Genomic DNA, 23,046 nt, shown 5'->3' on the forward strand with positions numbered 1-23,046 from the left:
GGGATGGCGCGGAAGGATCAGGCTGCCGCCCATGTCAGTGCACCCCTTCGACGACCCGGAACGGCCCCGGCCCGAAGCGGTCGGAGAGCTGCGCGACCTCGACGCGGACCGGCTCCGGTCCGTCGGCGGCGCGCAGCGCGGCGTCGTAGGTCCAGGCCGGGGTCGCCACCTGCACCTCGCGCAGGATCACGTCGTCGCGCGTGACGCGGACGAGGTAGGCCTCGCGGTCCTCGCCCAGCGGCACGTCGAGGCCGCTCCAGCTATCGCCGTCGATGCGGGTGCGGCGGGTCCAGGCGATCTCGGTCCCCGCGCCGGTCGGGCGGGCGCGGAGGTGGCAGACGGCGTAGGGGCGCAGGCCGAGGCCCCGGAACGCCAGCGCCTCGTGCCGCCAGGTGGCGTCGGAGGACGGGCGGGCCGAGGGCCCCCAGCGGTAGTGGCGCAGGCGGTCGCGGAGGCTGGCATGGTAGCCCCATTGCGTCACCGCGCCGTCGAGCAGCACGAAGCGCGAGCCGGCGGGCCAGACCGGAGGCATGGTCGCGTCGGTGCCGGCCTGGCCGCGCAGGCGCAGGCGGAGGTCCCAGGTCCGGGGCGCGACCAGCTCGGCCTCGGCGAACTGGAACACCTCCCAGCCCTCGGGGCTGCCGTCGCCGATGGCGGCGGCGGAGGCTCCGGCGAGCACCCGGTCGGGGCCGACCGATTGCAGGGAGCCTTGCGCGAGCCGCACCCGCAGGGCGGGGCCGTGGTCCCAGGTGCCGGGCGGGGCCGCCGGGAGGGCGGTCAGAGTCTCCCCGGCGGTGGCGGGGAGCGGCTGGACCAGCGCGGTGCGGTAGCCGGAGTCCGAGTCGGCCTCGCGCAGCGTCACCGGGCCGGGCCAGGGCCGGGCGGTGAAGGCGACATGGGGGGCGTGCGGGGCCTCCTCGCCGGTCAGGAGTGGCAGGTCGAGGAACAGCGCCTCGACCGGGACGGGCGCGGCGACGGGACGAGAGGGCGGCGGCTCGATGTCCATGTCGGGCGCGCGCCAGAGGCCGGGCTCGACGCGGACGGCCTCGATGGTGCGGGGGCCGGTGTCCTCTACCCGGTCGATGCGCCAGGAGGCGCCGTCGAGCGACACCACGTCGCCGGGGCCAAGATGGGCGAGCGACGGCGGCAGCGCGGCGCGCAGCCCGTCGCGGGCCACGCGGGATTCATGCAGCCAGCGCTCGGCGATGGCCGTGCCCTCCTCGCGCAGGAGGACGAGCGGCAAGGCGCTTTGGGACAGCGACGGCGTGGGGTCGTCGGGGAGGACGCCCTCGGCGGAGGCCGGGGCGTAGTCGCCGCCGTGCTCCACGAAGGACAGATGGACGCGGCCCGCCAGCTCGGCCTCGGGGGCGCGGGTGCGGGTCGCCACAGCCTCGGCCTCGGGGTCATGGACGAGGCGGCCGGCGTCGAGCACCGCGTCCACGCGGCCGGAGCGGTTGCGGAAGACGAGGCGGCCGTCACGCTCGGCGGCGTCGAAGCCGTGGGCGAGCATGAGGGGTTGCAGCGCCTCGCGCGCCGTTCCGGCCTCCTCCAGCAGCAGGCCGCGCACGAGGCCGTGCAGGCGGGAGGTGTCGGGGTCGGGGAGGCCCGCGTCGCGGCAGATCTCCTCGACCACCGAGGCGAGCGAGCGCGCCGAGGCGCGGCCGTTCAGCCAGTGGCCGCGATGGTAGTTCGGGCCGTCGCCCCATAGGTCGTCGCGGGCCGGGAAGGCCGGGAAGGGCCGCGCGTCCCAGGCCCAGGCGTGGGCGCGGTCCATGTCCACCATGCGCCCGCCGTAGAGCGGCGAGACGGGGTTGTTCGCGGCCCCCGCCCAATGGCGGAACAGGGCACGGTAGTAGCTCTGCTGGATCAGGTCGTCGCGGCGGCCGTCCGAGAAGTGCGGGAGGACCCCTTCGGAGGAGTGCGGGTCGAGGAACTTGTTGGGCTCGTTGGTCGCCTTGTCGAGCGCGGCGCAGCCGATCTCGGTGAACCAGATGGGCTTGGAGCGGGGGGTCCAGGCGGTCGGGGTCGCGGAGCGGATGCCGTTCACGCGGTCGTGGTGGGGGGTCTCCCACCAGGAGCGAAGGTCCTTGAGGCGCCAGATCCAGGGCTCGCCCTGGCCGTCGGCGATGGGCGTGCGGAGTTGGGCGGCGCGGTCGGCGTCGGTGGCGTAATGCCAGTCGTGATATTCGCCGCCGGCGACGTTGGCGGCGAGGTAATCGACGTTGTGCACGTCGCCCCAGGCGGCGTCGGCGTGGTCGTCGCCGTCGCGCCAGTCCGAGAGCGGCAGGTAGTTGTCGATGCCGATGGCGTCGATGGCCGGGTCGGCCCAGAGCGGATCGAGGTGGAACACCTTGTCGGCGGTCCCCTCGGGCTGGTGGCCGTGGTATTCGGACCAGTCGGCGGCGTAGGTGATCTTTGCCGTGGGCAGGATCGCCTTCACCTCGCGCGCGAGGCGGCGCAGCGCCTCGACCGCCGGATAGCCGGTCGCGCCGCGCAGGGTGGTGAGGCCGCGCATCTCGGTGCCGATGCAGAAGGCGTCCACGCCCCCCGCCTGCGCGCAAAGGTGCGCGTAGTGCAGGATCATGCGGCGGAAGGACCATTCCTCCGGCCCGGCGTAGACGACGCCGGTGGCGGTGCGGGCGAAGTGGTGGGGCTGGGCTTGGCCGAAGAAGGCGGCGACCTCCTGATCGGCCTGCGCGGTGCCGTCCGGCGAGCCGGGGCGGCCGGGGGCGATGGAAGCGGTGATGCGGCCGCGCCAGGGGAGCGCGGGTTGCTCGGCGGCCCCGTAGGGATCGGGGAGGCCGTTGCCCGGACGCTGGTCCATGAGGACGAAGGGGTAGAACATCACCTCCTTGCCGCGCGAGCGGATCTCGCGGATCGCCTGGATCACCGAGGCGTCGGCGGGGGTGCCGCCGTAGATCGGGCGGTCGTTCGTGCGGGGGACCAGCGGCGCGGCGGCTCGGGGGAGGCCCGAGACGGTCCAGGGCATCCCCTCGCCGTCGGCGCTGGCCTGCTCCACCTTGGGTTCGACCTGGCAGGACCCGGCGCGGAGGTCGTTGCCGAACCAGCAGGCGACGAGGCTGACCGATCGCAGGCGGGGGAGCTGGGTGGCGAGGTCGTCGAGCGACACGAGGAGGTCGGGGCGGCCCTGCGCGGTGCTGACGTTGGCGGCACTGCGTTCGCCGAAGCCGTGGCTGAGATAGACGGGCGTCGTGGCGAGGGCGTATTCGCCGGTGCCGGGGATCAGCGCCACGCCGCGCAGGAGGCGCGACAGGTCCTCGGCCTCCGCGTCGGGACGCTCTGCGGCGGGGCGGAAGACCTCGAAGGAGAACTGGGGCACGCGGTTGCCGAAGCGGGCGAGGGCGAGGTCCTCGATCACCACGTAGGCGATGCCGCGATAGGCGGGGACGCGGCCCTGCCCTTCCACCGCTTCCATGCGGGGGTCGGGGAGCTGGTCGTCGGCGCCCTTGTAGAGCGAGAGCTGGAGGTCGGTGGCGGCGATCTCGGCGCCGTCGGCCCAGATGCGGCCGAGGCCGGTGATCTCGCCTTCGCAGAGGGCGATGGCGAGGGACACGGTGTAGCTGTAGCTGGTGCTCTCGGTCGAGGGGACGCCCTTGGCGGCGCTGGTGCCGGTGGTGCTCGCGGTCTCCTGGAAGCGGGTGGCCCAGATGACCTGGCCCGACAGGCGCACGGCCCCGTGGGCGCGCGAGACGGACGCGCCCTCGGACGCGCCGGTGAGGCGGAAGCGGTCGATGCGGCCGGTCTCCACGGGGGCGCTGCCCGAGCCGAGGAGGCGGGCGTCGAGGAGGCGACCGGCGAGGCCGCCGGCGGCGCGGCCGAGGACGGTGCCGGAGAGGCCGAGGACGGAGCCGCCCAGCGCGGAGCCGAGGCCCGCGCCGGCGGCGGACAGGACGAGGGTGGCCATCAGGACGCTCCTTCCAGGTCGAAGCGGGCCACGATGCGGGCGGCCCAGGGGGTGGAGAGCGGGGATTCCACGACGCCGTGGCCGCTCAGGGCATGGATGAAGGTGGTCGGGGTCGCGAGGAGCCCGAGGTGCTTGGCTATGGCGTTGGGCCTCATGCGGAACAGGAGGAGGTCGCCGGGGGTGCCCCTTCCGGGCGGCAGGAGGCGCGCTAGGGCGTGCCAGAGGCGCTCCTCGCCCTGGGGTTCGGACCAGTCGGGGCTGTAGGGCGGGATCGATGCGGGCTCGTGGCCGTGGAGGTCGCGCCAGAGGCCCCGAACGAGGCCCAGGCAGTCGCAGCCGGCTCCGCGCAGGCTGGCCTGGTGCTGGTAGGGGGTGCCGATCCAGCGGCGGGCGGTCTCGATGACGCGGGTCATTGGAGGGAGCCTCCGTCGTTGGGGCCCGAGGGGACGGGGACGGAAAGGAGCCAGTCCTCGCCGGGGATGAAGGGGAAGCCGCGGAAGTTCGCGATGTTGTCGAAGCGGGCGCGGCAGGTGGTGGCGCGCTTGTCGCAGCCGGGTTGGAGGCGGATCAGGTCCGTGGGCGCGAGGGGCGCGCGGAGGGGGGACCAGAGTTCGAGGAGGCGGTCGGGGCCGTCCGTCTGGTCGCGCTTGACCGTGGCGGTGAGGCCCTGCGCCTGCCCGGTCAGGACGGTGAGGCGGCCGCGCTCGAACCAGCGGGACGGGAAGGTGGTTAGGCCGGACAGGCGGAACAGGGTGCCGTCGGTCGTGGCGGCGGGAACCTCGGCGGAGACGCCGGGGGCGGTGGTGTCGAAGCGGCAGGCGGCGTCGCCGAGGCTCGCGCCGCAGGTGGTCTGGTAGAGGCGGCCCAGGGGGCGGTTCAGGGCTTCGGAGAGGCCGCGCAGCTCGGCGTGGAACGCGCCGTCGCCGCGACGGATCTCGCCCAGGGTGCCGGTGAAGCGGAGGACGCGGTCGGCGGGGTCGGTCCAGTTGACGTGCCAGAGATGGACCTGGGCGGCATCAAAGCGCCCGGCCTCGATGTCGGCGTCGGTGATGGCGTCGGAGGTGAGGGCGCCGGTCGCTTCGCTGTTGTCCACCGAAAGGCCGGTCGCCTGGACGACGGCGCTGGCGGAAAGGCCGGAGTCGGGGCGGAAGGTCAGGCCGTCGAAGGACAGCGGGCGGTCGTGGTCGGTGAAGCCCAGGGTGACGCCGTCGCGGCGGGTCACGGACCAGCAGCGGGCGATGGTGGTGACGCCGGTGGCGAGGTGGTCGCGGAGGGTCATGCGCGCACCTCGATTACCGGGACGGAAGGGACCTCGCCCGCCTGGAAGGTGGAAACCTGCACGCGGATCGCGTCGGCGTCGAAGCGCACCGGCACGTCGAACTCGAAGCCCGCCGTGATGGCGGCCCCGGCGGCGGGGGCGGTCGCGAAGGTCACGAGGCCGGTGGCGGGGTCGAGCGTCCAGCCGGTGGACTCCTGGCCCGCGACGGCGACGCGGACGGTGCCCGCGACGGGTTTCCGGATCGTGCGCCAGTGGGTGACGCCGCCCGAGGCGTAGGCCTTGCGGAGCTGGAACGCGCGGGTGGTGCCGTCGCCGGTGCCGATCTCCTGGTCCAGCGGGCCGGGGAGGACGGAGGGGGCGCAGGACTTGTGGTCGGCCCAGTCCTTCCAGCGGAAGCCGTGGAGCTGGCCCATGCGCGCCTCCCAGAAGGCCAGGAGCGCGTGGAGGTCGTCGAGCGAGCGCAGGCCCAGCCCCGCGTCGTAGCGGCGGCGGGACTGCGACCAGGGGGAGTTGCGCTCCTCCCAGCCGTTGGAGAGCGTGACGATCTCGGTCCGGCGCTCGGGGCCGCCCTGGGCGCCGAAGCTGAGGGCCGTGGGGAAGCGGGTCTCGTGGAAGGACATGGGATCTCTCCTCTCAGCGGTTGCGGGCACCGCGGCCGAGGAGGCGCGACATCTCGGCGGCGATCTGGCCCTGGGAGCGGCGGAAGCCCTGGGCGTCGGGGGTGGTGACGTGGATGGTCACGTTCGGGGCCGCGCCGCCCTGGGACTGGACGCCGAGGCGGCCGTCGGGGCCGCGCGTGAGCGGCATGATCGCCTCCGGTCCGGCCTCGCCCATGAGGCCCGTGGCCCCGCGCATGGCGAAGGGGGTGGCCTGGCTGACGACGCCGCCCTTGGCGAAGGGCATCACCCGGCCTTGGGCGAAGGTGCCGCCCTTGGCGAAGGGCAGGAGGCTGGCCACCGCACCGCCGAGCCCCTGCCCCAGAGTCGCCGAGAGCGAGGCGTTCAGCGGCTTGACGGCGGCCTTGTAGACCGAGTCGACCAGCGACCGGCCGACGCCCTGGAGCGCGGTCGAAAGGCGGTCGCCGTCCACCACCAGCCCGTCGATGGCGCGGCGCAGGCCGGTGGACAGGCCCCGCTCGACCGCGCCGGCGTCGCGGGCGGTCGCGCCCAGCGCGTCGCGGACGCGGGCGAGTTCGGAGGCGAAGGCGGAGGCGGCGCGGGTGGTGTCTTGCAGGGGGGCGTCGCCGGTGTCGTCGTCGAGGTCGAGGAAGGTCATGCTTGGTCTCCTTTCGGGTCGTCGGGGTGCTGGGCGGCCAGCGCGAGGAAGCGGGCGCGGTCCATGACGGGCGCGCGGCGGTCGAGGCCGAGGAGCAGGGCCAGCTCGGCGGGGGTGAGGGACCAGAACTCGGCGGGCTTGAGGCCGAGGGTCTGGAGGCCCGCGCGCAGGAGCGCGGGCCAGTCGAAGCGGGCTGTTGGAGGGGGCATCACGCGGCCTCCGCGAAGGCGCGGGCGAGAAGCTCGGCCGCGAGGCGGACGGCGGCGAGGGGGCCACCGGCGATCTCGGAGGCGAGCAGGTCGTCGGGCGTCACGCGCCAGCCGCCGCCGCGCAGGCCGGCGACGAGGAGCGCCAGCACGTCGCGCGAGGACACGTCGCCGGATTCGAACCGGGCGACGAGGGCGATCAGGGTGTCGTCGCCGAGCTTGGATTCCAGCTCCGCCAGCGCGCCGAGGGTCAGCTTGGCTGTGCGGGGGACGCCATCGACGACGATCTCCACCTCTCCGGCATGGGGGTTCGCCATCACGACGCCGCCGTGAAGGCGATGGCCCCGGCGGAGGCGAGGGTGAGTTCATACGTCGCCTCGCCGTCGTGGGTGCCGGCGTAGTCGATGGCGGTGATCTGGAACGGGCCTTGCAGGGTGCCGAAGGAGGGGACGATGACCTGGGCGGTCGGGATCTCTCCGGCGAAGAACAGGGCACGGAGGCGGGCGTCGGTGGCGGCGTCCTTGAACACGCCGTTGCCGGAGAGCGCGGCGGAGCGGAGGCCCGCGCCGCCGAGCAGCTCGCGCCAGCCGCCGGGGCTGTCGAGGGTGGTCACGTCCACCGTCTCGGCGTTGAGCGAGAGACGCGTGGCGCGCAGGCCCGCGACGGTCTCGAACCGTCCGGTGCCGTCCATGTCGATCTTGATGAGAAGGTCCTTGCCGGGTTGGGCGGCCATGATGGGGTCTCCTTTCAGGGGGTTCGGGTCAGGTGAGGGATGCCGCGTCGTCCTCGACGCGGAGGCGGAAGATGAGGTCGATGCGGCGGGTGTCGCCGTTGTCGCGGCGGCTGGCTTGGGCGCGCAGGAAGCGCAGGAACACGACGCGGCCACGGGTCAGCGTCAGGTCGGCCCCGAGGAGGGCGTCGCAGACGGCGCTGGCAGCGGCCTTGGCGTCCGCGAAGCCCGCGCCGTCGCTGACGACCGAAAGCGTCACGTCGTGCTCGCTGCCCCGGCCGGTCTGGTCCGAGCGGTCGCGGACCGTCTCGGGGCCGAGCGCGACGTAGAGCGAGGGCGGCAGGCCGGGCGGGAGCTGGTCGTGCACGGCGTCGCCGACCAGCGCCCGGAGGGGGGCGTCGGTGGCGAGCCGCTGGTAGAGCGCGGCCTGGACCGCGCGCGAGAGGGCGTAGGTCATAGCGCGGCCTCCTCGCTGGCGAGGACGAGCAGGTAGCGGCCCTGGGGGTCGGCCTCGGTGACGAGGCGGATCGGGTAAAGGCGCTGGCCGTCGCGGAAGCGCTGGCCAGGGCGGGGGCGCGAGGATGCGCCGGGGGCCGCGCCGCGCACGGTGATGCGGAGCGGCGTGGTGACGTGGGTCCCGGCGGGCTCGGCGGTCACGCGGGCCGCGCCGGGGGCGATCTCGGCCCAGAGCGCGCCGAGCTCGGTCCAGGCGCGGGTGTAGCCGCCCAGGCCGTCGGGCTGGCGGAGGGGCTCCTCCAGCAGCAGGCGGCGGCGGAGGTGGGGGGTCGCCGGGCGAGCGGTGGCGGGAATGCGGCGGGCGGTCATTCGGCGTCCCTCCCCAGGCGGATCGGGCGGTAGCGGTCGATCAGCGCCGAGACGCCGAAGGGGGTGCAGCCGGGGCCGAGCGCGGTGTCGTGGCGGTATTCGTGGTAGTGGGCGGCGAGCATCAGGACCGCCTGCGCGAGGTCGGCGGGGAGGTCGGACCAGGCGGGGCCGTAGCCGGCCTCGAAGATCACGCGGGCGGTGCCGCCATGGGGGATGGACGGCAGGGGGCCCACGAGCGCCGGGCGCTGGGCGTCGGCGTCGAGGCGGAGGGCGTCGGGCGGGAGAGCGATCTCGGGGCCGCTGGCGGGGACCAGCGCGACCGAGACGAGCGACGCGACGGGCGCGAGCGGAAGGGGCTGGCGGCCGGGGCGGGTCCAGGCCGAGAGCGTCAGTTCGAAGCGGCGGCGCAGCAGGGCCTTCCCCGTGCGCCCCTCGATGGCGGCGATGGCGGCGCGCAGGAAGGCCGCGAGCAGCGGCTCCTGCAGGTCGTCGTCGGAAAAGCCCGTCCCGAGGCGCAGGTGCTCCTTGAGGCGGGCGACGGGGAGCGCGGAGTCGGGCGCCTCCGTCAATTCGACCAGATTCATCGGGAAAACCTCCTTCGGTCGGGGTTGCGGGGGGTGGGGCCGCCCATGGGGACGGCCCCGAGGAGGCTCAGCTCGCGGCGAACTTGAGGAGCTTGATGGCCGCGAAGTCGGTCACGCCGCCGCCCACGCGCTTGGTCGCGTAGAAGAGGACGTGCGGCTTGGCGCTGTAGGGGTCGCGGAGCACGCGGAGGTCGGGGCGTTCCGCCACCGTGTAGCCCGCCTGGAAGTCGCCGAAGGCGATGGACAGGCTGTTGGCCGCGATGTCGGGCATGTCCTCGCAGATCAGGACCTTGTAGCCCATGAGCCGCGCGGGCTCTCCGGCCACCATGCCGTCGGACCAGAGGAACCGGCCGTCGGCGTCCTTGAGCTTCCGCAGGACGCCCGTGGTGCGCGAGTTCATCACGAACACGGCGCGGGCGCGGTAGGGCGCGGGGAGCGCGTAGACGAGGTCCACCAGCGGGTCGATGGAGGACAGCGCCCCGGCGGCTCCGGAAGCGACGTAGCCGAGGCTGTTCCAGGCCCAGGAGGCGTTGGCGACGGTCGGGTAGGCCAGCACGCCCTTGGGCTTGTCCACGCCGTTGCCCGTCACGAAGGCGGCGGATTCGGCGCGGGCGAAGCGTTCGGCGATGCGGCCGGCGAGCCAGGATTCCACGTCGAAGGCGGCGTCGTCGAGGAGGCGCTGCGAGGCCTTGGGCTGGGCGGCCAGTTCGTGCAGCGGGATGGAGATCTTCTCCAGCGCGCCGGTCGCGGTTTCCGCCGTCGCGCCGGTCTCGGTCGCCCAGCCCGCGCCGAGCTCGCCCCGGTCGATCAGCACGTCGAGGCTCGCGTTCTCCACGGCGACGACGCTCGCGATGGAGCGGATCGAGGCGGTGGAGACGAGGATCGCGCGGATCTGCTCGGCGGTCTGGGGCGAGACGAGGACGCCCCCATCGGGGGCGACGCCGGCGGAGTAGGACTTGCCTTCGAGGGCCAAGCCGCGGAGGCCGGCGTCGTCGCCGGAGCGGAGGTAGGCGTCGAAGGCCTTCTGGTGCGGGGCCTCGTGGAAGTCCGCCGAGAGCATCGGGCGTTGGGCGGCGGTGGTCATCCTGGTGGCGAGCTTGGTCATGATGCGGGTCTCCTGATCCTGAAGTTTGGTGGCGATGTCGGTGGCGAAGGCGTTGAGTTCGTGGATGAAGCCGTCGGTGGCGGCCTTGATCTCGGGCGACGTTTCGGGCGGCGGGGACAGAGCTTCCCCGGCCCGAGACAGCGTCTCGGGAGCGGTCATGGTTGGTCCTTTCGGTTGGGGGTTGCGGGAGGGCCTTACTGGCCCATGAGGCGGGTGCGGGCCGCAGCCACGGCCGCCGTCATCTGGTGGAGGAGCGCGAGGTCCGCGCCCTTGGCGCCGAGGCGGGCCTCGCGCAGCATCGGGAAGGTCACGAGCGACACCTCCCAGAGTTCGATCTCGGCCAGCCGGCGCCGGCCCTGGTCGTCCTTGGTGGCGCGCACCGTGCGGTAGCCGATGGAAAGGCCGTCGATGGCCCCGGCGCGGATCAGCACGGCGGCCTCGCGGGCGCGGGCCACATCGGGGAGGAGGCGGCCCTTGACGTAGAGGCCGCGCGCGTCCTCGCGCAGCTCGTCCCAGACGCCGATGGGCTGGGCGGGGTCGTGCTGCCAGAGGAGCTTCACGGATTCCCCGGCGCTCGCGAGGCGCTTCAGGGACGCCGCATAGGCCCCGCGCTCCACGATGTCGCCACCCTGGTCGGGGAGGCCGAACAGCGAGGCATAGCCTTCGATCGCGGTGCCGTCGGGGGTGACGGCCACGTCGGCGAGGGGTCGGGTGAACTTGGTCTCCATGTTGAACTGCTCCTTCAGGGAAGATGGTCCAGCATCGACTGGACGAACTGGGCGAGGATGACGGCCACCACCCCGTAGACGGTGAGCCAGAGACGTTTTTCGAGGCGCTCCATCATGGATTCGATCTTGGCGAGCGACTGGTGGAGTTGGGCGAACTTCAGCTCGCTCATCCGCTCCTGGCTCTCGATCTTGAGGCCGGGGGCGCAGAGGAACGGGCGCGGCTCATGTGCCATCGGCGGCCTCCATCGGAGGCAGGCCCAGGAGGCGGCGCTTCTCGGCCTGGGACAGGAAGGAGGCCTGGGCGACGCGACGCCACTGGGCCTCGCGCTCGGTGGCCAGGGCCGGGATCTGGTCGAGGTCCGGCGCGAGCGTGATGCGCTCGCCGGTGAAGTCCGACAGCCAGTCGCTGATCGCGGAGGCGACGCGGGTGGCGAGCGGCAGGACGGTCAGCCGGTAGAAGGCGCGGTTGGCCTCCTGGTAGTTGGCGTAGGTCGCGTCGCCGGGCAGGCCGAGGATCATCGGCGGCACCCCGAAGGCGATGGCGATCTCGCGCGCGGCCTGCTCCTTGGTCTGCTGGAACTCCATGTCCGAGGGGCTGAAGCCCATGGGCTTCCAGTCGAGGCCGCCTTCGAGCAGCATCGGCCGCCCGGCGTTGCGGGCGCCTTGGTGCTGGGATTCCATCTCGGAGACCAGCCGGTCGAACTGGTCCTGCGACATGGTCCCGCCGTTGGGGCCGGCGTAGACGATCGCGCCCGAGGGACGGGCGGCGTTCTGGAGGAGCGCGAGGCTCCAGCGCGACGCGCCGTTGTGGACCTCGATGGCCTGGGCGGCGGCCTGGAGCGCCGACAGGCCGTAATGGTCGTCCTGAGGGTGGAAGCTTTTGACGTGGCAGACGGCGCGGGCCGGGAAGCGGTGGCGGCGCGCGCCCACGGTGTAGTCGTAGGCGACGGGCCAGCCGTCGTCGCCCGGCACCACCGCCATGCGGTCGGAGCGCAGGACGTGGAGTTCGTGCGGGAGCCCCTCCTCGGCCGCCACGGCCTCGACGAAGCCGTTGCCGGTGAGGAGGAGCTGGCCGTAGAGCGACTCGAGCAGCTCGGCCCGGCCCTGCGAGGGGTTGGGCCGGGCGATGAGGTCGAGGACCGGGTGGGCCTCGTAACGGCTCTGCGCGTCCTGGAGGACGAGCGGCAGCGCGGCGGCGGCCTCGGCGATCAGGCGCACGGCGCGGAAGCCCACCGGGTTGCGGGCGAACCCGGCCTGGGTGAGCTGGGCCGCGTCGCGCGGTTGCAGGGCGGCCCGGCCCGAGGAACCGGGCCAGGCGATGAGGTTGCCCGCCGCCGAGGCCTTGGCCTCGGTCGGGGCGGTCGTGACGGCGGCCGGCACGGGGGCCGATCCGGTGGCGTGGGCGTGGACCGGGAGGGTCCGGTCGGGGGCGCCCGTCTCCTTTCGTCTCAGGAAGTCGAACATCGTCTTTCTATCTCCTTGGGCCTGGTTCGCGGTCCGTGCGATGGAATTTGCCAGCGATTCGTTAACGGCGTCCGACAGCAACGAACGGTCAGGCGCGATTCGCGCAACGGGTCAGACGAGCCGGAATCGCGGCTCGGCCGGGGGGGCCGGAGGGGCCAGGATCAGGTCGTGGACGGCCCAGACCAGCGCATCGAGCCGGTCGGGCGAGCCCCGGCCCCGATAGCCGGTCACGGACATCCTAAGCATCTGATCCTCCAGCTTTCTCAGGTCCGCGCCGTGCAGGTGGCGCACCCGCCCCTGTTCGTAGAGCGCGGCCACCGGCTCGGCGCGAATCACCTTGCCCTCGCGGGCGTGGACGCAGGTCACGGCGAGGTTCGGGTCGATGCTGCGGAGGATCGTCCCGACCATCGCGCCGCCCTGGTTGACCTCGGCGATGATTCGCGAGGCGCCGTGGCGGCGCGCGGCCTCGATCACGGCGCGGCCCCACGAATCGGGGCTCGCGCCCTGCACGGTGGCGTCCTCGATGACGTAGGCCATCCAGTCGCCGCGCGGGCCCTGGGTGGTCGCGCCGACGACGACGATGCCGGTGGCGTCCGACGCCTTGCCCGTCGAGACGGCGGGATCGACCGCCACCACGATCCGGTCGAGCCGGGGCAGCCAGCGCGCCCGCGCATGGTCGAGCGTCCGGGCCGTCCAGAGCGCGCCGTCGGCGGCGTCGAGCAGCAGCCCCTCCAGCTCCTGCCGGCCGAGGCGGGTGTTGGCGAAGCGGGCCTGCATCTCCTCCATGAAGCCGCGCGCGAGGAAGGCGCGGTTCGCCGTGGTGGGCGCGTGGGTTTGGGCCGTCCCCTCGCGGCCCAGGAGGGCGGTCAGGGCGGGGGCGTCGCGCGGCGTGGTGGTGACGACGCAGCGGGGGTCGTCGCCGAGGCGCAGCGCGAACTGGAGCTGGTCCCAGGCGGCCTCCGCCTTCTTCCACTTGGCCAGCTCGTCGGCCCAGGCGGCGTCGAACTGCGGCCCGCGCAGCGATTCGGGCTCGTGGGCCGAGAAGATCTGCGCGACAGCGCCGTTCGGCCATTCGAGCAGCCGCCGGGTGGCGTGCCAGGTGGGCCGCCGGTCGGGCGGGGAGCAGGCCATGAGGCCCGAAGCGCCGAAGATCATCACCTCGCGCGCCTGGTCCAGCGTCTCGGCCAGCAGCGCCACGCGGCGGGCGCGGCCGGGGTCGCGCGGGCGCGGGCCTTCGACCTGGGCGCGGACCCATTCGGCCCCGGCCCGCGTCTTGCCGGCGCCGCGCCCGCCGAGGATGACCCAGGTGCGCCAGTCGCCCTGGGGCGGGAGCTGGTGGGGATGCGCCCAGAACTCGAAGAGGTAGGGGAGGCCCTGCACCTCGTGGTCGGTCAGGGCGGCGAGGGTGGCGCGCACGGTCTCGCGGCCCTGCCGGGCGAGCCAGCGGGCGGTGAGGGGCTGACGCGGGGGTTCGGTGGGGGCTTCGGTGGGGGCCGGAGCGGGCGCCCGCTCCGGCCCGGTCGCCTCGGGACATTGCGGCGGGGCGCTTGCAGGTCCGCCGCGCGTCGTCTCGGCCTGCCGGGTCTCCTCCGTCGCTTCGGTGGCGGGGCTGGACCCGGTCGCCTCGGGAGTCGTCGGGGCGCTCGCGGGCGGCCCGTCGATCCTCCCCTCCTGCCGGGTTTCGGCGGGGGCGAATCGCTCGACCGGGGCGGCGAAGCCGGGACGCGGGGCGTCAGGGGCCATGGCGGCCCCCTGCCCCTTGGCGGCGTCGGGTCGGCGGGAGGCGAGCCAAGCCTCGTCGGCGCGGTCGCGGAAGCAGGTCGCGGGGGACAGGCGTTGCATGGGTCAGCCCTCCCCGCCGCACGTGGAGGGGCGAGCGGCGGCGGCGCTCTCGTCGCCGCAGTCGTGGAGCCGCTGGAGGCGGCAGGCCATCTCCTCGCGGAGCGCCGCGAAGTCGATCTCGCAGGCGTTGCGAAGGCCGGAGTTCCTCTCGTGCCAGGCGTTGTAGCGGTCCTCGGCCTCGAAGGCGCGCTTGAGGGCGGATTCCAGCTCGGACTGCTTGAGGCCGATGTCCTTGAGGAGGCGGGGGTCCTGCTCGGCCTCCACGCGGTCGAGCAGCTCCGCGAGCGTGCGCCGCACGGAGCGGAGGAGTTGCAGCGCGTCGCGGAAGGTCTGCTCGATCTCGGGGCCGGTGAGGGCGATGGGTCTGCGGGTCATGATGCTGTGGCCTTTCCTGCTCTTGTTGTTGCGCCGGGCGTTTGGGGGGCCGGCACGAGGAGGATCGCGGAAAAGGACTGACGAAGCGTTGGAGCACCGGGCGGTGGGTTTAACGCCGGGTTAACGGGCCGGCGGGCGGCGGGGCCGGGGGCGCGGATGGGGAAAGTGACGATGCGTCAAGAGGTTGGTCGCCGTGCGGGGGCGGGCGCGGGCGGCGGCGGGGGGGCCGGCGCGGGCGCGCGGGACGGCGGCGCGCAACGCCTCCGGGCCGGGGGCCGGGCGGGCGCGGGCGATGTTTTCGGCCGGGAGGCGGGATGAAGCGGGACGGGGCGGGGATTCGCCGGGTTGCGGCGGGGCTCCGGCGCGGGATGATTCGCGGGGCGGCGACGGTCCCTGCCGGAATGGCCGGGGCGATGTGCGGCGGGAGGTGGGGAGCGGGCGGCGGCTCGGCGGGATGGCGCGCGCCGTCTCGCGGCCCTTTCTTCTGACCGCAGATGTCCCGGGGGGGATCGCGCGGCGCGCGATGGCGGCCTCACGGGCGCGGGCCCGTCGGGGGTCTGGTCGGGGGTCTGGTCGGGGGTCTGGTCGGGGGTCTGGTCGGGGGTCTGGTCGGGGGTCTGATCGGGGGTCTGATCGGGAGGAACCCGCCCTGCGGGGCGCGGGGGAGGGACGGGCGCCTTGCAGGGTTCGGGGTCGGGTCGCCTGGCGCGCGGGCGCTAGTTCGAGCCGTCCGCCGGCTCGGGGTCCGCCGCCTCCGCCTCCTCGGCCTGCCGGGCCTCGATCTCGCGCCAGCGGGCGACGTTGCGCTGGTGCTCCTCGAGGGTGGCGGCGAAGGCGTGGCCGCCGGTGCCGTCAGCGACGAAGTATCGGTAGTCGGTCGCCGCCGGGTTCACGGCCGCCTGGATCGCCGCGCGGCCGGGGTTGGCGATGGGGCCGGCGGGGAGGCCGTCCAGGACATAGGTGTTGTAGGCCACCTCGCCGTGGAGCCGCCGCTCCGTGACGCCGTCGATGTCGGACTGGCGGATCGGGCGGTCGAGGAGCCCCTGCCCCCGCGTGATGCCGTAGATGATCGTCGGGTCGAACTGGAGCCGCATCCCCTGGCGGAGGCGGTTGACGAGGACGGAGGCGACGACCGCGCGCTCCTCGGGGATCGCGGTCTCCTTCTCGACGATGGAGGCCAGCGCCAGGGCCTGCTCGGGCGTGTCGAAGGGGAGGTCTTGGGCGCGGGCCTCCCAGGCTTCGGCGAGCGCGGCGTCCTGGGCGGCCTGCATCCGGGCGAGGAGGTCGGCCACGGAGTCGCCGGGGCGGATCGCGTAGCTGTCGGGGGCGAGGCGGCCCTCGGGCGGGATGGGGGTGCCGTCGCCGTCGAGCACGTCGATGGCGTCGAGGGACTGGGCGACCTGCCAGCTCGTGACGCCCTCGGCCACGACGACGCGGAAGGTGGTGTCGGGCTGGGCCTTGACCTGCTCGTAGGCGGCGGGGACGGGGGCGTCGGAAAGGGGCTCGAACTCGGCGCGTTCGTCGTAGTCCCCCGTGGCGGGGTCGAGCTCGCGGACCTGGGCCAGCGTGCGGGCGACGCCGATGCGGTAGACGATCTCGGTGCCGCAGGTGGAGGCGCCGTCGCCGGTGACGATGTCGGTGATCTCCTGCATCGACGCCGCCTCGGGGATCAGGAAGCTGCCCTGCTTGAGGTCGGCGGTGCGGTCGGCGTAGTCGGCGCCGAGGCGGAGGATGGTCGGGTGGGCGACGGCGCCCTTCTGGCCGAGATCCTCGGACACCTCGCGGAAGTTGGCGCCGGGGGCGACGCGGAGGCAGATCGCCTGCGCGAGCGGGCCGGGGGCGGAATACTGCGAGACGCCCCAGGTGACGAGGCCGGCGAGCAGGAACAGCGCCACCGTCAGGAAGGTCAGCGCGTTGGCGGCGACGTGGCGCCACATCAGGCGGGAGTCCGGGCGAAGGGGCGCGGCGGGCGGCGGGCCGACGCGGCGCCCGTCACGGCGCGGCCCCGAGGACGAGGCAGGCGTTGGTGCCGCCGAAGCCGAAGCTGTTGTTCACCGCGATCCTGACCTCGCGGCGGCGGGCCTGGTTGGGGGCGAGGTCCACGGGCGTCTCGACCGCCGGGGTGTCGAGGTTGATCGTCGGCGGGCAGATCTGGTCCCGCAGGGCGAGGATGCAGAAGATCGACTCGATCGCTCCGGCCGCGCCGAGGAGGTGGCCGGTCATCGACTTGGTGGAGGACATGGTGACCGACGCGGCGGCGTCGCCCATGAGACGCTCGACCGCCGCCAGCTCGATCACGTCGGCCATGGTGCTGGTGCCGTGGGCGTTGATGTAGTCGATGGCGGCGGGCTGGAGGCCGGCGTCGGCCAGCGCCATGCGCATGGCGCGCTCCGCGCCCTCGCCGTCCTCGTTGGGGGCGGTGATGTGGTAGGCGTCGCCGGACAGGCCGTAGCCCAGGATCTCGGCGTAGATCCTGGCGCCGCGGGCGCGGGCGTGCTCCAGCTCCTCCAGCACCACCATGCCGGCCCCCTCGCCCATCACGAAGCCGTCGCGGTCGGCGTCGTAGGGGCGGCTGGCCTTGGTCGGGTCGGCCCCGTGCCGGGTGGAGAGCGCCTTGCAGGCGTTGAAGCCGGCCATGCCGATCTCGCAGATGGCGGCCTCGGCCCCGCCCGCCACCATGACGTCGGCGTTGCCATACTTGATGAGGCGGGCGGCGTCGCCCAGCGCGTGCGCGCCGGTGGAGCAGGCGGTGACGACGGCGTGGTTGGGGCCCTTGAAGCCATACTTGATGGAGACCTGGCCCGAGACGAGGTTGATGAGCGAGCCGGGGATGAAGAAGGGCGAGACGCGGCGCGGGCCCTTCTCCCTGAGGAGGAGGGTCGTGGCCTCGATGGACTTCAGGCCGCCGATGCCGGAGCCGATCAGGACGCCGGTGCGGGCGCGCTCCTCCTCCGTGGCGGGCACCCAGCCCGAATCCTCGACCGCCTGCTGGGCGGCGGCGATGCCGTAGAGGATGAAGTCGTCGATCTTGCGCTGGTCCTTGGGCTCCAGGTAGCGGTCGGCGTCGAAGGTGCCGTCGGTGCCGTCGCCGCGCCGGACCTCGCAGGCGTAGTCGGTCGCGAGGGCGGAGGCGTCGAAGGCCTGGATGGTGCGCGCGCCGGACTGGCCGGCGAGAAGCCGGGTCCAGGTCTCCTCCACCCCGTCGGCGAGGGGGGTCACGAGGCCGAGGCCCGTCACGACGACACGACGCATCCGAAATCCTCCCGTTGGGGGTTGCGCGGGGCCGGTCATACAGAGGGGGGGCGGGCTCCGCAACCGGGGCCGCCCCCCGCCGGGGAGGCGGCCCGCGGGGCGCGAGGGCGTCAGGCGGGGCGTCGGGCCGGGCGTCAGGCGGGGCGGCGGGCGGGGCGGCGGCCCATCGGCGGCAGGCCGGTGCGGTCGAGCCGGTCGAAGGCGGCCTTGACGGCGAGGGCCAGCGGGAAGGACAGGGCCAGCGCGACGGCGAGGCGCGCGGCCTCGGGCAGCGGCAGGCGGGCGACGCCGACGATGACGATGACGTGCAGGAGGTAGACGAAGAGCGTGGCCCCGGCGAGGCGCTGGAGGATCAGGCCCAGGGTGCGCGGCACCGACAGGCGCGGGTTCCAGAGCAGGAGCACGATCGCGGCGCCGAGGACGAGGCGCGGGCCGAGCGCCGGGTTGAGCGCGGCGATGGCGGCCCAGGCGACGGCCCCGGCGAGGAGGGTCGCGGTTCGTTCCCGGCGGGTCGCGGCGGCCTGGAGCATCCAGCCGAGCATCAGGACCGGCAGGCATTCGAGGATGTCGCGGGGCGGATGGTGCGGCACCGGCAGCCGCGCGAGCGCGTCGGGGCCGAAGGCCGTGCAGGAGGTAGACGAAGAGCGTGGCCCCGGCGAGGCGCTGGAGGATCAGGCCCAGGGTGCGCGGCACCGACAGGCGCGGGTTCCAGAGCAGGAGCACGATCGCGGCGCCGAGGACGAGGCGCGGGCCGAGCGCCGGGTTGAGCGCGGCGATGGCGGCCCAGGCGACGGCCCCGGCGAGGAGGGTCGCGGTTCGTTCCCGGCGGGTCGCGGCGGCCTGGAGCATCCAGCCGAGCATCAGGACCGGCAGGCATTCGAGGATGTCGCGGGGCGGGTGGTGCGGCACCGGCAGCCGCGCGAGCGCGTCGGGGCCGAAGGCCAGGAGCGTGCCGCCGAGCAGCGCCAGCGAGGCCGCGAGGCCGCCCGAGGCGACCGCCCAGGGCCGCGCGGCGAGGCCACGCCGCGCGGCGGGAACCTGGGCGGCGAGCGCCACGACGAGGACGAGCTGGACGTAGAGGCTGACGAACCAGTAGGGCTCGAGCGCCGAGGACTCGGTCCAGATGTGGTAGTTGCCGAGGAGGAGCGCGTAGCTGCCCGGCACGCCGCCGCCCTTGAGCAGGCCGTAGAGCACGGTCAGCCCGGCGTAGAGCGGCACGATCGGGAACAGCATCCGCAGGGCGAAGCGGCCCGCCTGCCCCGTCGCCAGCAGGTCGGTCTGGAAGCGGCCGAGTCCGAAGCCCATGAGCAGGATCAGCGCCCAGGTGCCGCCGTAGAGCGGAAAGGTGGTGGCGTGCTGCCCGATGACCAGGGTGATCGCCAGGAGCCGCAGCGGCACGTCGATGCCGAGCCGGGACGCGACCGGGCGGGCGGCGGGCCGGCGCGTGGCGAGGGATTCGAGCTCGGCCAGCGTCATGCGCTCCCAGCCTTCGGGGGTGGTCCCGAGATGCTCCTCCAGGGTCATCTGCATCTGGAGGTAGCTGAGCGAGTCGCCGCCCAGCGACACGAAGCTGTCGCCGGGCCCCACCTCGGGGGCGCGGGTGGCCTGACGCAGCGCCTCGCGCAGGTCGAGGCGGCCGCGCCGGGCGCTGGCCTCCTCGTCGCGGGCCACCACGGCGGCGGCGCGGGCGGCGAGCGCGCGCTGGTCCACCTTGCCCGAGGGCAGGAGCGGCACCCCGCCCAGCGGCGCGGCGTGGATGCGCGCCCCGGGCAGGTCGTAGGCGCGGGCCACCGCCTCGCGCACGGCCTCGCCCCGCGCGGGGTCGTCGTGGAGGAGCACGAGGCGGTCGCCCGCCGCCATGGCGCGGGCGGCGAGGCCCTGCCCGGCCAGCATGGATTCGATGCGGTCGAGGCCGAGCCGGAGGCCGTAGAGCTTGACGAAGCGCTTGGAGCGGCCGGTGATGCGGAAGAGGCCCTCGGGCGTGATCTCGGCGATGTCGCCGGTGCGGAGCTCGACGACCTCGGGCCCGCGCGCGAGATCGGCGCGGGCCGTGGCGTAGCCCATCATCACGTTGGGGCCGTCGTAGACCAGCTCCCCCTCGCGGCCGGGGGTCGCGATCTCGCCGCCGTCCTCGGCCAGCAGGCGGAGGCGGCCGCCGGGGATGGCGCGGCCGATGGTGTCGCAGGCCTCGGGCAGCGTCTCGGGCGGGACATAGGAGATGCGCGGGGCGGCCTCGGTCTGGCCATACATCAGCACGAGGTCCCAGCCCTGGGCCTGGCCCTTGGCGTGGGCGCGGCGCACGATCTCGGGCGAGAGGCGGCCGCCGGCCTGGGTCACGTAGCGCAGCGACGGCAGGTCGAGCGCGGCGAAGCCGGCGGCGTCCAGCACCTCGAACTGGTGGGGGACGAGGGCGAGGCTGGTGACGCGGGCGGCGCGGGCCCGGTCCCAGAACGCGGGCGCGGTGACGGAATCGGGGATGAGCGCCAGCGACGCGCCGGCGGCGAGGTAGGAATGGAGGACCGAGAGCCCGTAGGAGTAGAACAGCGGCAGGGTGGTGGCGGCGCGGTCGTCCGTCCCGAGGCCGAGGTATTCGGCGATGGCGCGGGCGTTGGAGTCGATGTTGCGGCCCGAGAGCCGCACGAGCTTGGGGTCGCCGGTGCTGCCGGAGGTCGACAGGAGGAGCCGCAGGTCGGGGTGGGGCGCGGGCCCGTCGGCCGGGCCGGGCGCGGCGGCGCGGAGGTCGAGCCCGCCGTCCCGGGGCGCGATGGCGAGGTCGGGCCGCCAGGCGCGGGCGATGGCGCTCTCCGGGCCGAGCTGGCCGGGCTCCAGCACCAGGACGGGCAGGCCGGCGCGGAGCGCGCCGAGATAGGCGGCGATGGCGGGGACGGAGGTCTCGAACTCCAGCGCGACCAGGGCCGAGGGGCCGGGCGCGGCGACGCTCAGGCGCTCGGACCAGACGTCGGCCTGGGCGGCGAGCTCGCCGTAGGTGACGGCGCGCCCGGCGGGGTCGATCAGCGCCGGCCGGTCGTCGCGACCGAGGGGGAAGGTCCAGAAGGGAGCGGAAGCAAGGCTCGGGTCCATGCGCGTCACGGGGAATCGTCCTTAGCCTTTGTCTTCGACTGCGACGGGTCGGGCGTCCGGCCCACCCTGCGCCCGCCGGCCCGGCGGGCAAGGAAATGTTTAACAATTCGTTAATCGGGCATAGGGCGGAACCATGGCATGCTTTGGGCGGCAAGGGCGGCCGCAACGAAAAAGGGCGGCGCCCCCGGGGGGCGCCGCCCTTGAATGTCCGCCCGAAGGGGCCGCTTACTGGGCTTCGGAGATGAACTTGACCGCGTCGCCGAAGGTCTGGATGGTCTCGGCGGCGTCGTCGGGGATCTCGATCCCGAACTCCTCCTCGAAGGCCATGACCAGCTCGACGGTGTCGAGCGAGTCCGCGCCCAGGTCGTCGATGAAGGAGGCGCTCTCGGTCACCTTCTCCTCCTCGACGCCAAGGTGTTCGACAACGATCTTGCGCACGCGATCGGCGACGTCGCTCATGGAAAGTCCTCTTGTCCTGGGCCGCGGCCCGTCTGTCAAAGTCCTGAGCCCTGGGAAGCGCGGGGCGGGGCCCCTTGTTCCACGCAAGGCCACGGGGTTCGTCGCAGGCCGCGCCGTCCCGTGTCGGCGCGGGTCATAGCAGAGATTTGAACGGTGGCAAACGCTTTCGCCCCCGCCCCCGCGCCGCCCCTAGAGCATCGCCATGCCGCCGTTGACGTGCAGCGTCGCGCCGGTGACGTAGGCGGCCTCGGGGGAGGCGAGGTAGAGGACGGCGGCCGCGATCTCCGAAGGGTCGCCCATGCGGGCGGCGGGAATCTGGGTCAGGATCGCGGCCTTCTGGTCGTCGTTCAGCTTGTCGGTCATGGCGGTGGCGATGAAGCCGGGAGCCACCACGTTGACGGTGATCCCCCGGCCGGCGAGTTCCGCCGCGAGCGCCTTGGACAGGCCGACGAGGCCGGCCTTGGCGGCGGCGTAATTGGCCTGGCCGGCGTTGCCGGTCGCGCCCACCACCGAGCCCACGTTGACGACGCGGCCCCAGCGGGCCTTCATCATGCCCCGGATCGCGCCCTTGGTCAGCCGCGCGACCGCCGTGAGGTTGACGGCGAGCACGTCGTCCCAGTCGTCGTCGGACATCCGGATGAACAGGTTGTCGCGGGTGATGCCGGCGTTGTTCACCAGGATGTCGAGGCGGCCCATCGCCTCCTCCGCCTGCTTGGGCAGGGCGGCGAGCGCCTGCGGGTCGGACAGGTCGGCGGGGAGGACATGGGCGCGGTCGCCGAGTTCGGCCTTCAGCGCCTCCAGGGGCGGGAGCCGGGTGCCGTGGAGGCCGACGGTGGCCCCCGCGCCGTGGAGCGCGCGGGCGATGGCGGCGCCGATGCCGCCCGAGGCGCCGGTGACGAGGGCGGTCTTGCCGTGGAGGTCGAACATCAGGCGGCTCCTTGGTTGGTTAGGGCGGCGCTGGCGGCGCGCGCCTCCTCGGGGGTGCCGACCGCGCGGGTGGCCACGCCCGGCGCGGTGCGGCGGATCATGCCGGAAAGCGCCTTGCCCGCGCCGATCTCCCACGCCTCGGTGACGCCGTTGGCGGCCAGCCATTGGACGGATTCGCGCCAGCGGACGGAGCCGGTCACCTGCCGCACGAGGAGGTCGCGGATCGCCGCGCCGTCGGTGACGGGGGCGGCGGTGACGTTCGCCACCAGCGGCACGGCGGGGTCGCGGAGCGTGACGCCCGCCAGTGCCTCGGCCATGGCCTCGGCGGCGGGCTGCATCAGGGCGGAATGGAAGGGGGCGGAGACGGGAAGGAGGAGGGCGCGCTTGGCCCCCTTGGCCTTGGCGATCTCCACCGCGCGCTCCACCGCCTCGCGGGTGCCGGAGACGACGACCTGCGCGGGGTCGTTGTCGTTGGCGGCCTGGCAGACGCCACCCTCGGCGCGCGCCTCGCGGGCGACCTCCGCCGCCTGCTCGAAGTCGAGGCCGAGGAGGGCGGCCATGGCCCCCTGCCCCACCGGCACGGCGGCCTGCATCGCCTCGCCGCGCAGGCGCAGGAGGCGGGCGGTGTCGGCGAGCGTCAGCGATCCGGCGGCGCAGAGGGCGGAGTATTCGCCCAGAGAATGGCCGGCGACGTAGGCGGCGGCGGTGAGGGCGACGCCCTCGGATTCGAGCGCGCGGAGGGCGGCGAGCGAGGTCGCCATCAGCGCGGGCTGGGCGTTGCGGGTGAGCTGGAGGGTCTCGGCGTCGCCCTCCCAGATCAGGGACGACAGGGATTCGCCCAGGGCCGCGTCCACCTCGTCGAAGACGGCGCGGGCGGCGGGGTAGGCCTCGGCGAGGGCGCGGCCCATGCCGATCGTCTGGGCCCCCTGGCCGGGGAACACGAAGGCGCGCATGGATGATCCTCCCTCACGAAATCCGGCGCCGTCATA

At 74.2% G+C, this 23,046-nt stretch carries 22 protein-coding genes and 1 pseudogene; all 23 read right to left on the reverse strand.

The window, feature by feature from the left end:
• Positions 1-34: 34 nt before the first annotated feature.
• Entirely contained in the window at positions 35-3,925 is a 3,891-nt protein-coding gene (locus J2Z33_RS06670; protein WP_209839162.1) for a baseplate multidomain protein megatron, read from the reverse strand.
• Complete coding sequence (locus tag J2Z33_RS06675) at positions 3,925-4,338, reverse strand: NlpC/P60 family protein (RefSeq protein ID WP_209839164.1); 414 nt, start codon at positions 4,336-4,338, stop codon at positions 3,925-3,927. The genes J2Z33_RS06670 and J2Z33_RS06675 overlap by 1 nt, the downstream gene beginning before the upstream one ends.
• The gene (locus J2Z33_RS06680) at positions 4,335-5,204 is read right to left on the reverse strand and encodes a DUF2163 domain-containing protein (protein WP_209839166.1); all 870 of its coding nucleotides are present in this window, start codon (positions 5,202-5,204) and stop codon (positions 4,335-4,337) included. The genes J2Z33_RS06675 and J2Z33_RS06680 overlap by 4 nt, the downstream gene beginning before the upstream one ends.
• Complete coding sequence (locus J2Z33_RS06685; protein ID WP_209839168.1) at positions 5,201-5,824, reverse strand: DUF2460 domain-containing protein; 624 nt, start codon at positions 5,822-5,824, stop codon at positions 5,201-5,203. Before J2Z33_RS06685 ends, J2Z33_RS06680 begins: the two co-directional genes overlap by 4 nt.
• A 13-nt stretch (positions 5,825-5,837) precedes the next feature.
• Complete coding sequence (locus tag J2Z33_RS06690) at positions 5,838-6,479, reverse strand: phage tail tape measure protein (protein WP_245218620.1); 642 nt, start codon at positions 6,477-6,479, stop codon at positions 5,838-5,840.
• Positions 6,476-6,688: a phage tail assembly chaperone gene (locus J2Z33_RS06695; protein ID WP_209839170.1), complete on the reverse strand. Its 213-nt coding sequence runs from the start codon at positions 6,686-6,688 to the stop codon at positions 6,476-6,478. Before J2Z33_RS06695 ends, J2Z33_RS06690 begins: the two co-directional genes overlap by 4 nt.
• Entirely contained in the window at positions 6,688-7,002 is a 315-nt protein-coding gene (locus tag J2Z33_RS06700; RefSeq protein ID WP_209839172.1) for a gene transfer agent family protein, read from the reverse strand. The genes J2Z33_RS06695 and J2Z33_RS06700 overlap by 1 nt, the downstream gene beginning before the upstream one ends.
• Positions 7,002-7,418, reverse strand: coding sequence for a phage major tail protein, TP901-1 family (locus tag J2Z33_RS06705; protein WP_209839174.1), 417 nt, complete (start codon positions 7,416-7,418; stop codon positions 7,002-7,004). The genes J2Z33_RS06700 and J2Z33_RS06705 overlap by 1 nt, the downstream gene beginning before the upstream one ends.
• A gap of 28 nt (positions 7,419-7,446) precedes the next feature.
• Complete coding sequence (locus J2Z33_RS06710) at positions 7,447-7,872, reverse strand: DUF3168 domain-containing protein (protein WP_209839176.1); 426 nt, start codon at positions 7,870-7,872, stop codon at positions 7,447-7,449.
• Positions 7,869-8,240, reverse strand: coding sequence for a head-tail adaptor protein (locus tag J2Z33_RS06715; protein ID WP_209839178.1), 372 nt, complete (start codon positions 8,238-8,240; stop codon positions 7,869-7,871). Before J2Z33_RS06715 ends, J2Z33_RS06710 begins: the two co-directional genes overlap by 4 nt.
• Positions 8,237-8,824 (reverse strand): head-tail connector protein, encoded by a 588-nt coding sequence (locus tag J2Z33_RS06720; protein ID WP_209839180.1) that lies wholly within the window; start codon positions 8,822-8,824, stop codon positions 8,237-8,239. The genes J2Z33_RS06715 and J2Z33_RS06720 overlap by 4 nt, the downstream gene beginning before the upstream one ends.
• Positions 8,825-8,891: 67 nt before the next feature.
• Positions 8,892-10,088, reverse strand: coding sequence for a phage major capsid protein (locus J2Z33_RS06725; protein WP_209839182.1), 1,197 nt, complete (start codon positions 10,086-10,088; stop codon positions 8,892-8,894).
• A 35-nt stretch (positions 10,089-10,123) separates the two neighbouring features.
• On the reverse strand, positions 10,124-10,657 hold the full coding sequence (locus J2Z33_RS06730) for an HK97 family phage prohead protease (RefSeq protein WP_209839184.1): 534 nt from the start codon (positions 10,655-10,657) through the stop codon (positions 10,124-10,126).
• 14 nt (positions 10,658-10,671) lie between these two features.
• Complete coding sequence (locus tag J2Z33_RS06735) at positions 10,672-10,890, reverse strand: GTA head formation protein, RCAP_rcc01685 family (RefSeq protein WP_209839186.1); 219 nt, start codon at positions 10,888-10,890, stop codon at positions 10,672-10,674.
• Positions 10,880-12,121, reverse strand: a complete 1,242-nt coding sequence (locus J2Z33_RS06740; protein WP_209839188.1) for a phage portal protein — start codon at positions 12,119-12,121, stop codon at positions 10,880-10,882. Before J2Z33_RS06740 ends, J2Z33_RS06735 begins: the two co-directional genes overlap by 11 nt.
• Before the next feature lie 111 nt (positions 12,122-12,232).
• Positions 12,233-13,537: a DNA-packaging protein gene (locus J2Z33_RS06745; protein ID WP_342454145.1), complete on the reverse strand. Its 1,305-nt coding sequence runs from the start codon at positions 13,535-13,537 to the stop codon at positions 12,233-12,235.
• Positions 13,538-13,966: 429 nt separating this feature from the next.
• Positions 13,967-14,338 (reverse strand): hypothetical protein, encoded by a 372-nt coding sequence (locus tag J2Z33_RS06750; protein ID WP_209839190.1) that lies wholly within the window; start codon positions 14,336-14,338, stop codon positions 13,967-13,969.
• Positions 14,339-15,054: 716 nt separating this feature from the next.
• On the reverse strand, positions 15,055-16,275 hold the full coding sequence (gene mltG, locus J2Z33_RS06755) for an endolytic transglycosylase MltG (RefSeq protein WP_209839192.1): 1,221 nt from the start codon (positions 16,273-16,275) through the stop codon (positions 15,055-15,057).
• A gap of 55 nt (positions 16,276-16,330) precedes the next feature.
• A complete protein-coding gene (gene fabF / locus J2Z33_RS18265) occupies positions 16,331-17,590 on the reverse strand; it encodes a beta-ketoacyl-ACP synthase II (protein WP_245218672.1) in 1,260 nt (419 codons plus the stop codon).
• Positions 17,591-18,223: 633 nt separating this feature from the next.
• A pseudogene (locus J2Z33_RS18820) lies at positions 18,224-20,671 on the reverse strand (AMP-binding protein); the annotation flags it as partial.
• Positions 20,672-20,896: 225 nt separating this feature from the next.
• The gene (locus J2Z33_RS06765) at positions 20,897-21,130 is read right to left on the reverse strand and encodes an acyl carrier protein (RefSeq protein ID WP_139080740.1); all 234 of its coding nucleotides are present in this window, start codon (positions 21,128-21,130) and stop codon (positions 20,897-20,899) included.
• A 189-nt stretch (positions 21,131-21,319) separates the two neighbouring features.
• Positions 21,320-22,057, reverse strand: a complete 738-nt coding sequence (fabG, locus tag J2Z33_RS06770) for a 3-oxoacyl-[acyl-carrier-protein] reductase (RefSeq protein ID WP_209839196.1) — start codon at positions 22,055-22,057, stop codon at positions 21,320-21,322.
• Positions 22,057-23,010, reverse strand: coding sequence for an ACP S-malonyltransferase (gene fabD / locus J2Z33_RS06775; protein WP_209839198.1), 954 nt, complete (start codon positions 23,008-23,010; stop codon positions 22,057-22,059). Before fabD ends, fabG begins: the two co-directional genes overlap by 1 nt.
• Positions 23,011-23,046: the final 36 nt, after the last annotated feature.

The sequence above is a fragment of the Rubellimicrobium aerolatum genome, from assembly GCF_017872975.1.
GTDB classification, from domain to species: Bacteria; Pseudomonadota; Alphaproteobacteria; order Rhodobacterales; family Rhodobacteraceae; genus Rubellimicrobium; species Rubellimicrobium aerolatum.

Bases quoted from the DNA above. Each gene is read 5' to 3' on its own strand.
- J2Z33_RS06670 (WP_209839162.1), bottom strand. From the start codon at position 3,925: ATGGCCACCCTCGTCCTGTCCGCCGCCGGCGCGGGCCTCGGCTCCGCG.
- J2Z33_RS06675 (WP_209839164.1), bottom strand. From the start codon at position 4,338: ATGACCCGCGTCATCGAGACCGCCCGCCGCTGGATCGGCACCCCCTAC.
- J2Z33_RS06680 (WP_209839166.1), bottom strand. From the start codon at position 5,204: ATGACCCTCCGCGACCACCTCGCCACCGGCGTCACCACCATCGCCCGC.
- J2Z33_RS06685 (WP_209839168.1), bottom strand. From the start codon at position 5,824: ATGTCCTTCCACGAGACCCGCTTCCCCACGGCCCTCAGCTTCGGCGCC.
- J2Z33_RS06690 (WP_245218620.1), bottom strand. From the start codon at position 6,479: ATGACCTTCCTCGACCTCGACGACGACACCGGCGACGCCCCCCTGCAA.
- J2Z33_RS06695 (WP_209839170.1), bottom strand. From the start codon at position 6,688: ATGCCCCCTCCAACAGCCCGCTTCGACTGGCCCGCGCTCCTGCGCGCG.
- J2Z33_RS06700 (WP_209839172.1), bottom strand. From the start codon at position 7,002: ATGGCGAACCCCCATGCCGGAGAGGTGGAGATCGTCGTCGATGGCGTC.
- J2Z33_RS06705 (WP_209839174.1), bottom strand. From the start codon at position 7,418: ATGGCCGCCCAACCCGGCAAGGACCTTCTCATCAAGATCGACATGGAC.
- J2Z33_RS06710 (WP_209839176.1), bottom strand. From the start codon at position 7,872: ATGACCTACGCCCTCTCGCGCGCGGTCCAGGCCGCGCTCTACCAGCGG.
- J2Z33_RS06715 (WP_209839178.1), bottom strand. From the start codon at position 8,240: ATGACCGCCCGCCGCATTCCCGCCACCGCTCGCCCGGCGACCCCCCAC.
- J2Z33_RS06720 (WP_209839180.1), bottom strand. From the start codon at position 8,824: ATGAATCTGGTCGAATTGACGGAGGCGCCCGACTCCGCGCTCCCCGTC.
- J2Z33_RS06725 (WP_209839182.1), bottom strand. From the start codon at position 10,088: ATGACCGCTCCCGAGACGCTGTCTCGGGCCGGGGAAGCTCTGTCCCCG.
- J2Z33_RS06730 (WP_209839184.1), bottom strand. From the start codon at position 10,657: ATGGAGACCAAGTTCACCCGACCCCTCGCCGACGTGGCCGTCACCCCC.
- J2Z33_RS06735 (WP_209839186.1), bottom strand. From the start codon at position 10,890: ATGGCACATGAGCCGCGCCCGTTCCTCTGCGCCCCCGGCCTCAAGATC.
- J2Z33_RS06740 (WP_209839188.1), bottom strand. From the start codon at position 12,121: ATGTTCGACTTCCTGAGACGAAAGGAGACGGGCGCCCCCGACCGGACC.
- J2Z33_RS06750 (WP_209839190.1), bottom strand. From the start codon at position 14,338: ATGACCCGCAGACCCATCGCCCTCACCGGCCCCGAGATCGAGCAGACC.
- mltG (WP_209839192.1), bottom strand. From the start codon at position 16,275: ATGTGGCGCCACGTCGCCGCCAACGCGCTGACCTTCCTGACGGTGGCG.
- fabF (WP_245218672.1), bottom strand. From the start codon at position 17,590: ATGCGTCGTGTCGTCGTGACGGGCCTCGGCCTCGTGACCCCCCTCGCC.
- J2Z33_RS06765 (WP_139080740.1), bottom strand. From the start codon at position 21,130: ATGAGCGACGTCGCCGATCGCGTGCGCAAGATCGTTGTCGAACACCTT.
- fabG (WP_209839196.1), bottom strand. From the start codon at position 22,057: ATGTTCGACCTCCACGGCAAGACCGCCCTCGTCACCGGCGCCTCGGGC.
- fabD (WP_209839198.1), bottom strand. From the start codon at position 23,010: ATGCGCGCCTTCGTGTTCCCCGGCCAGGGGGCCCAGACGATCGGCATG.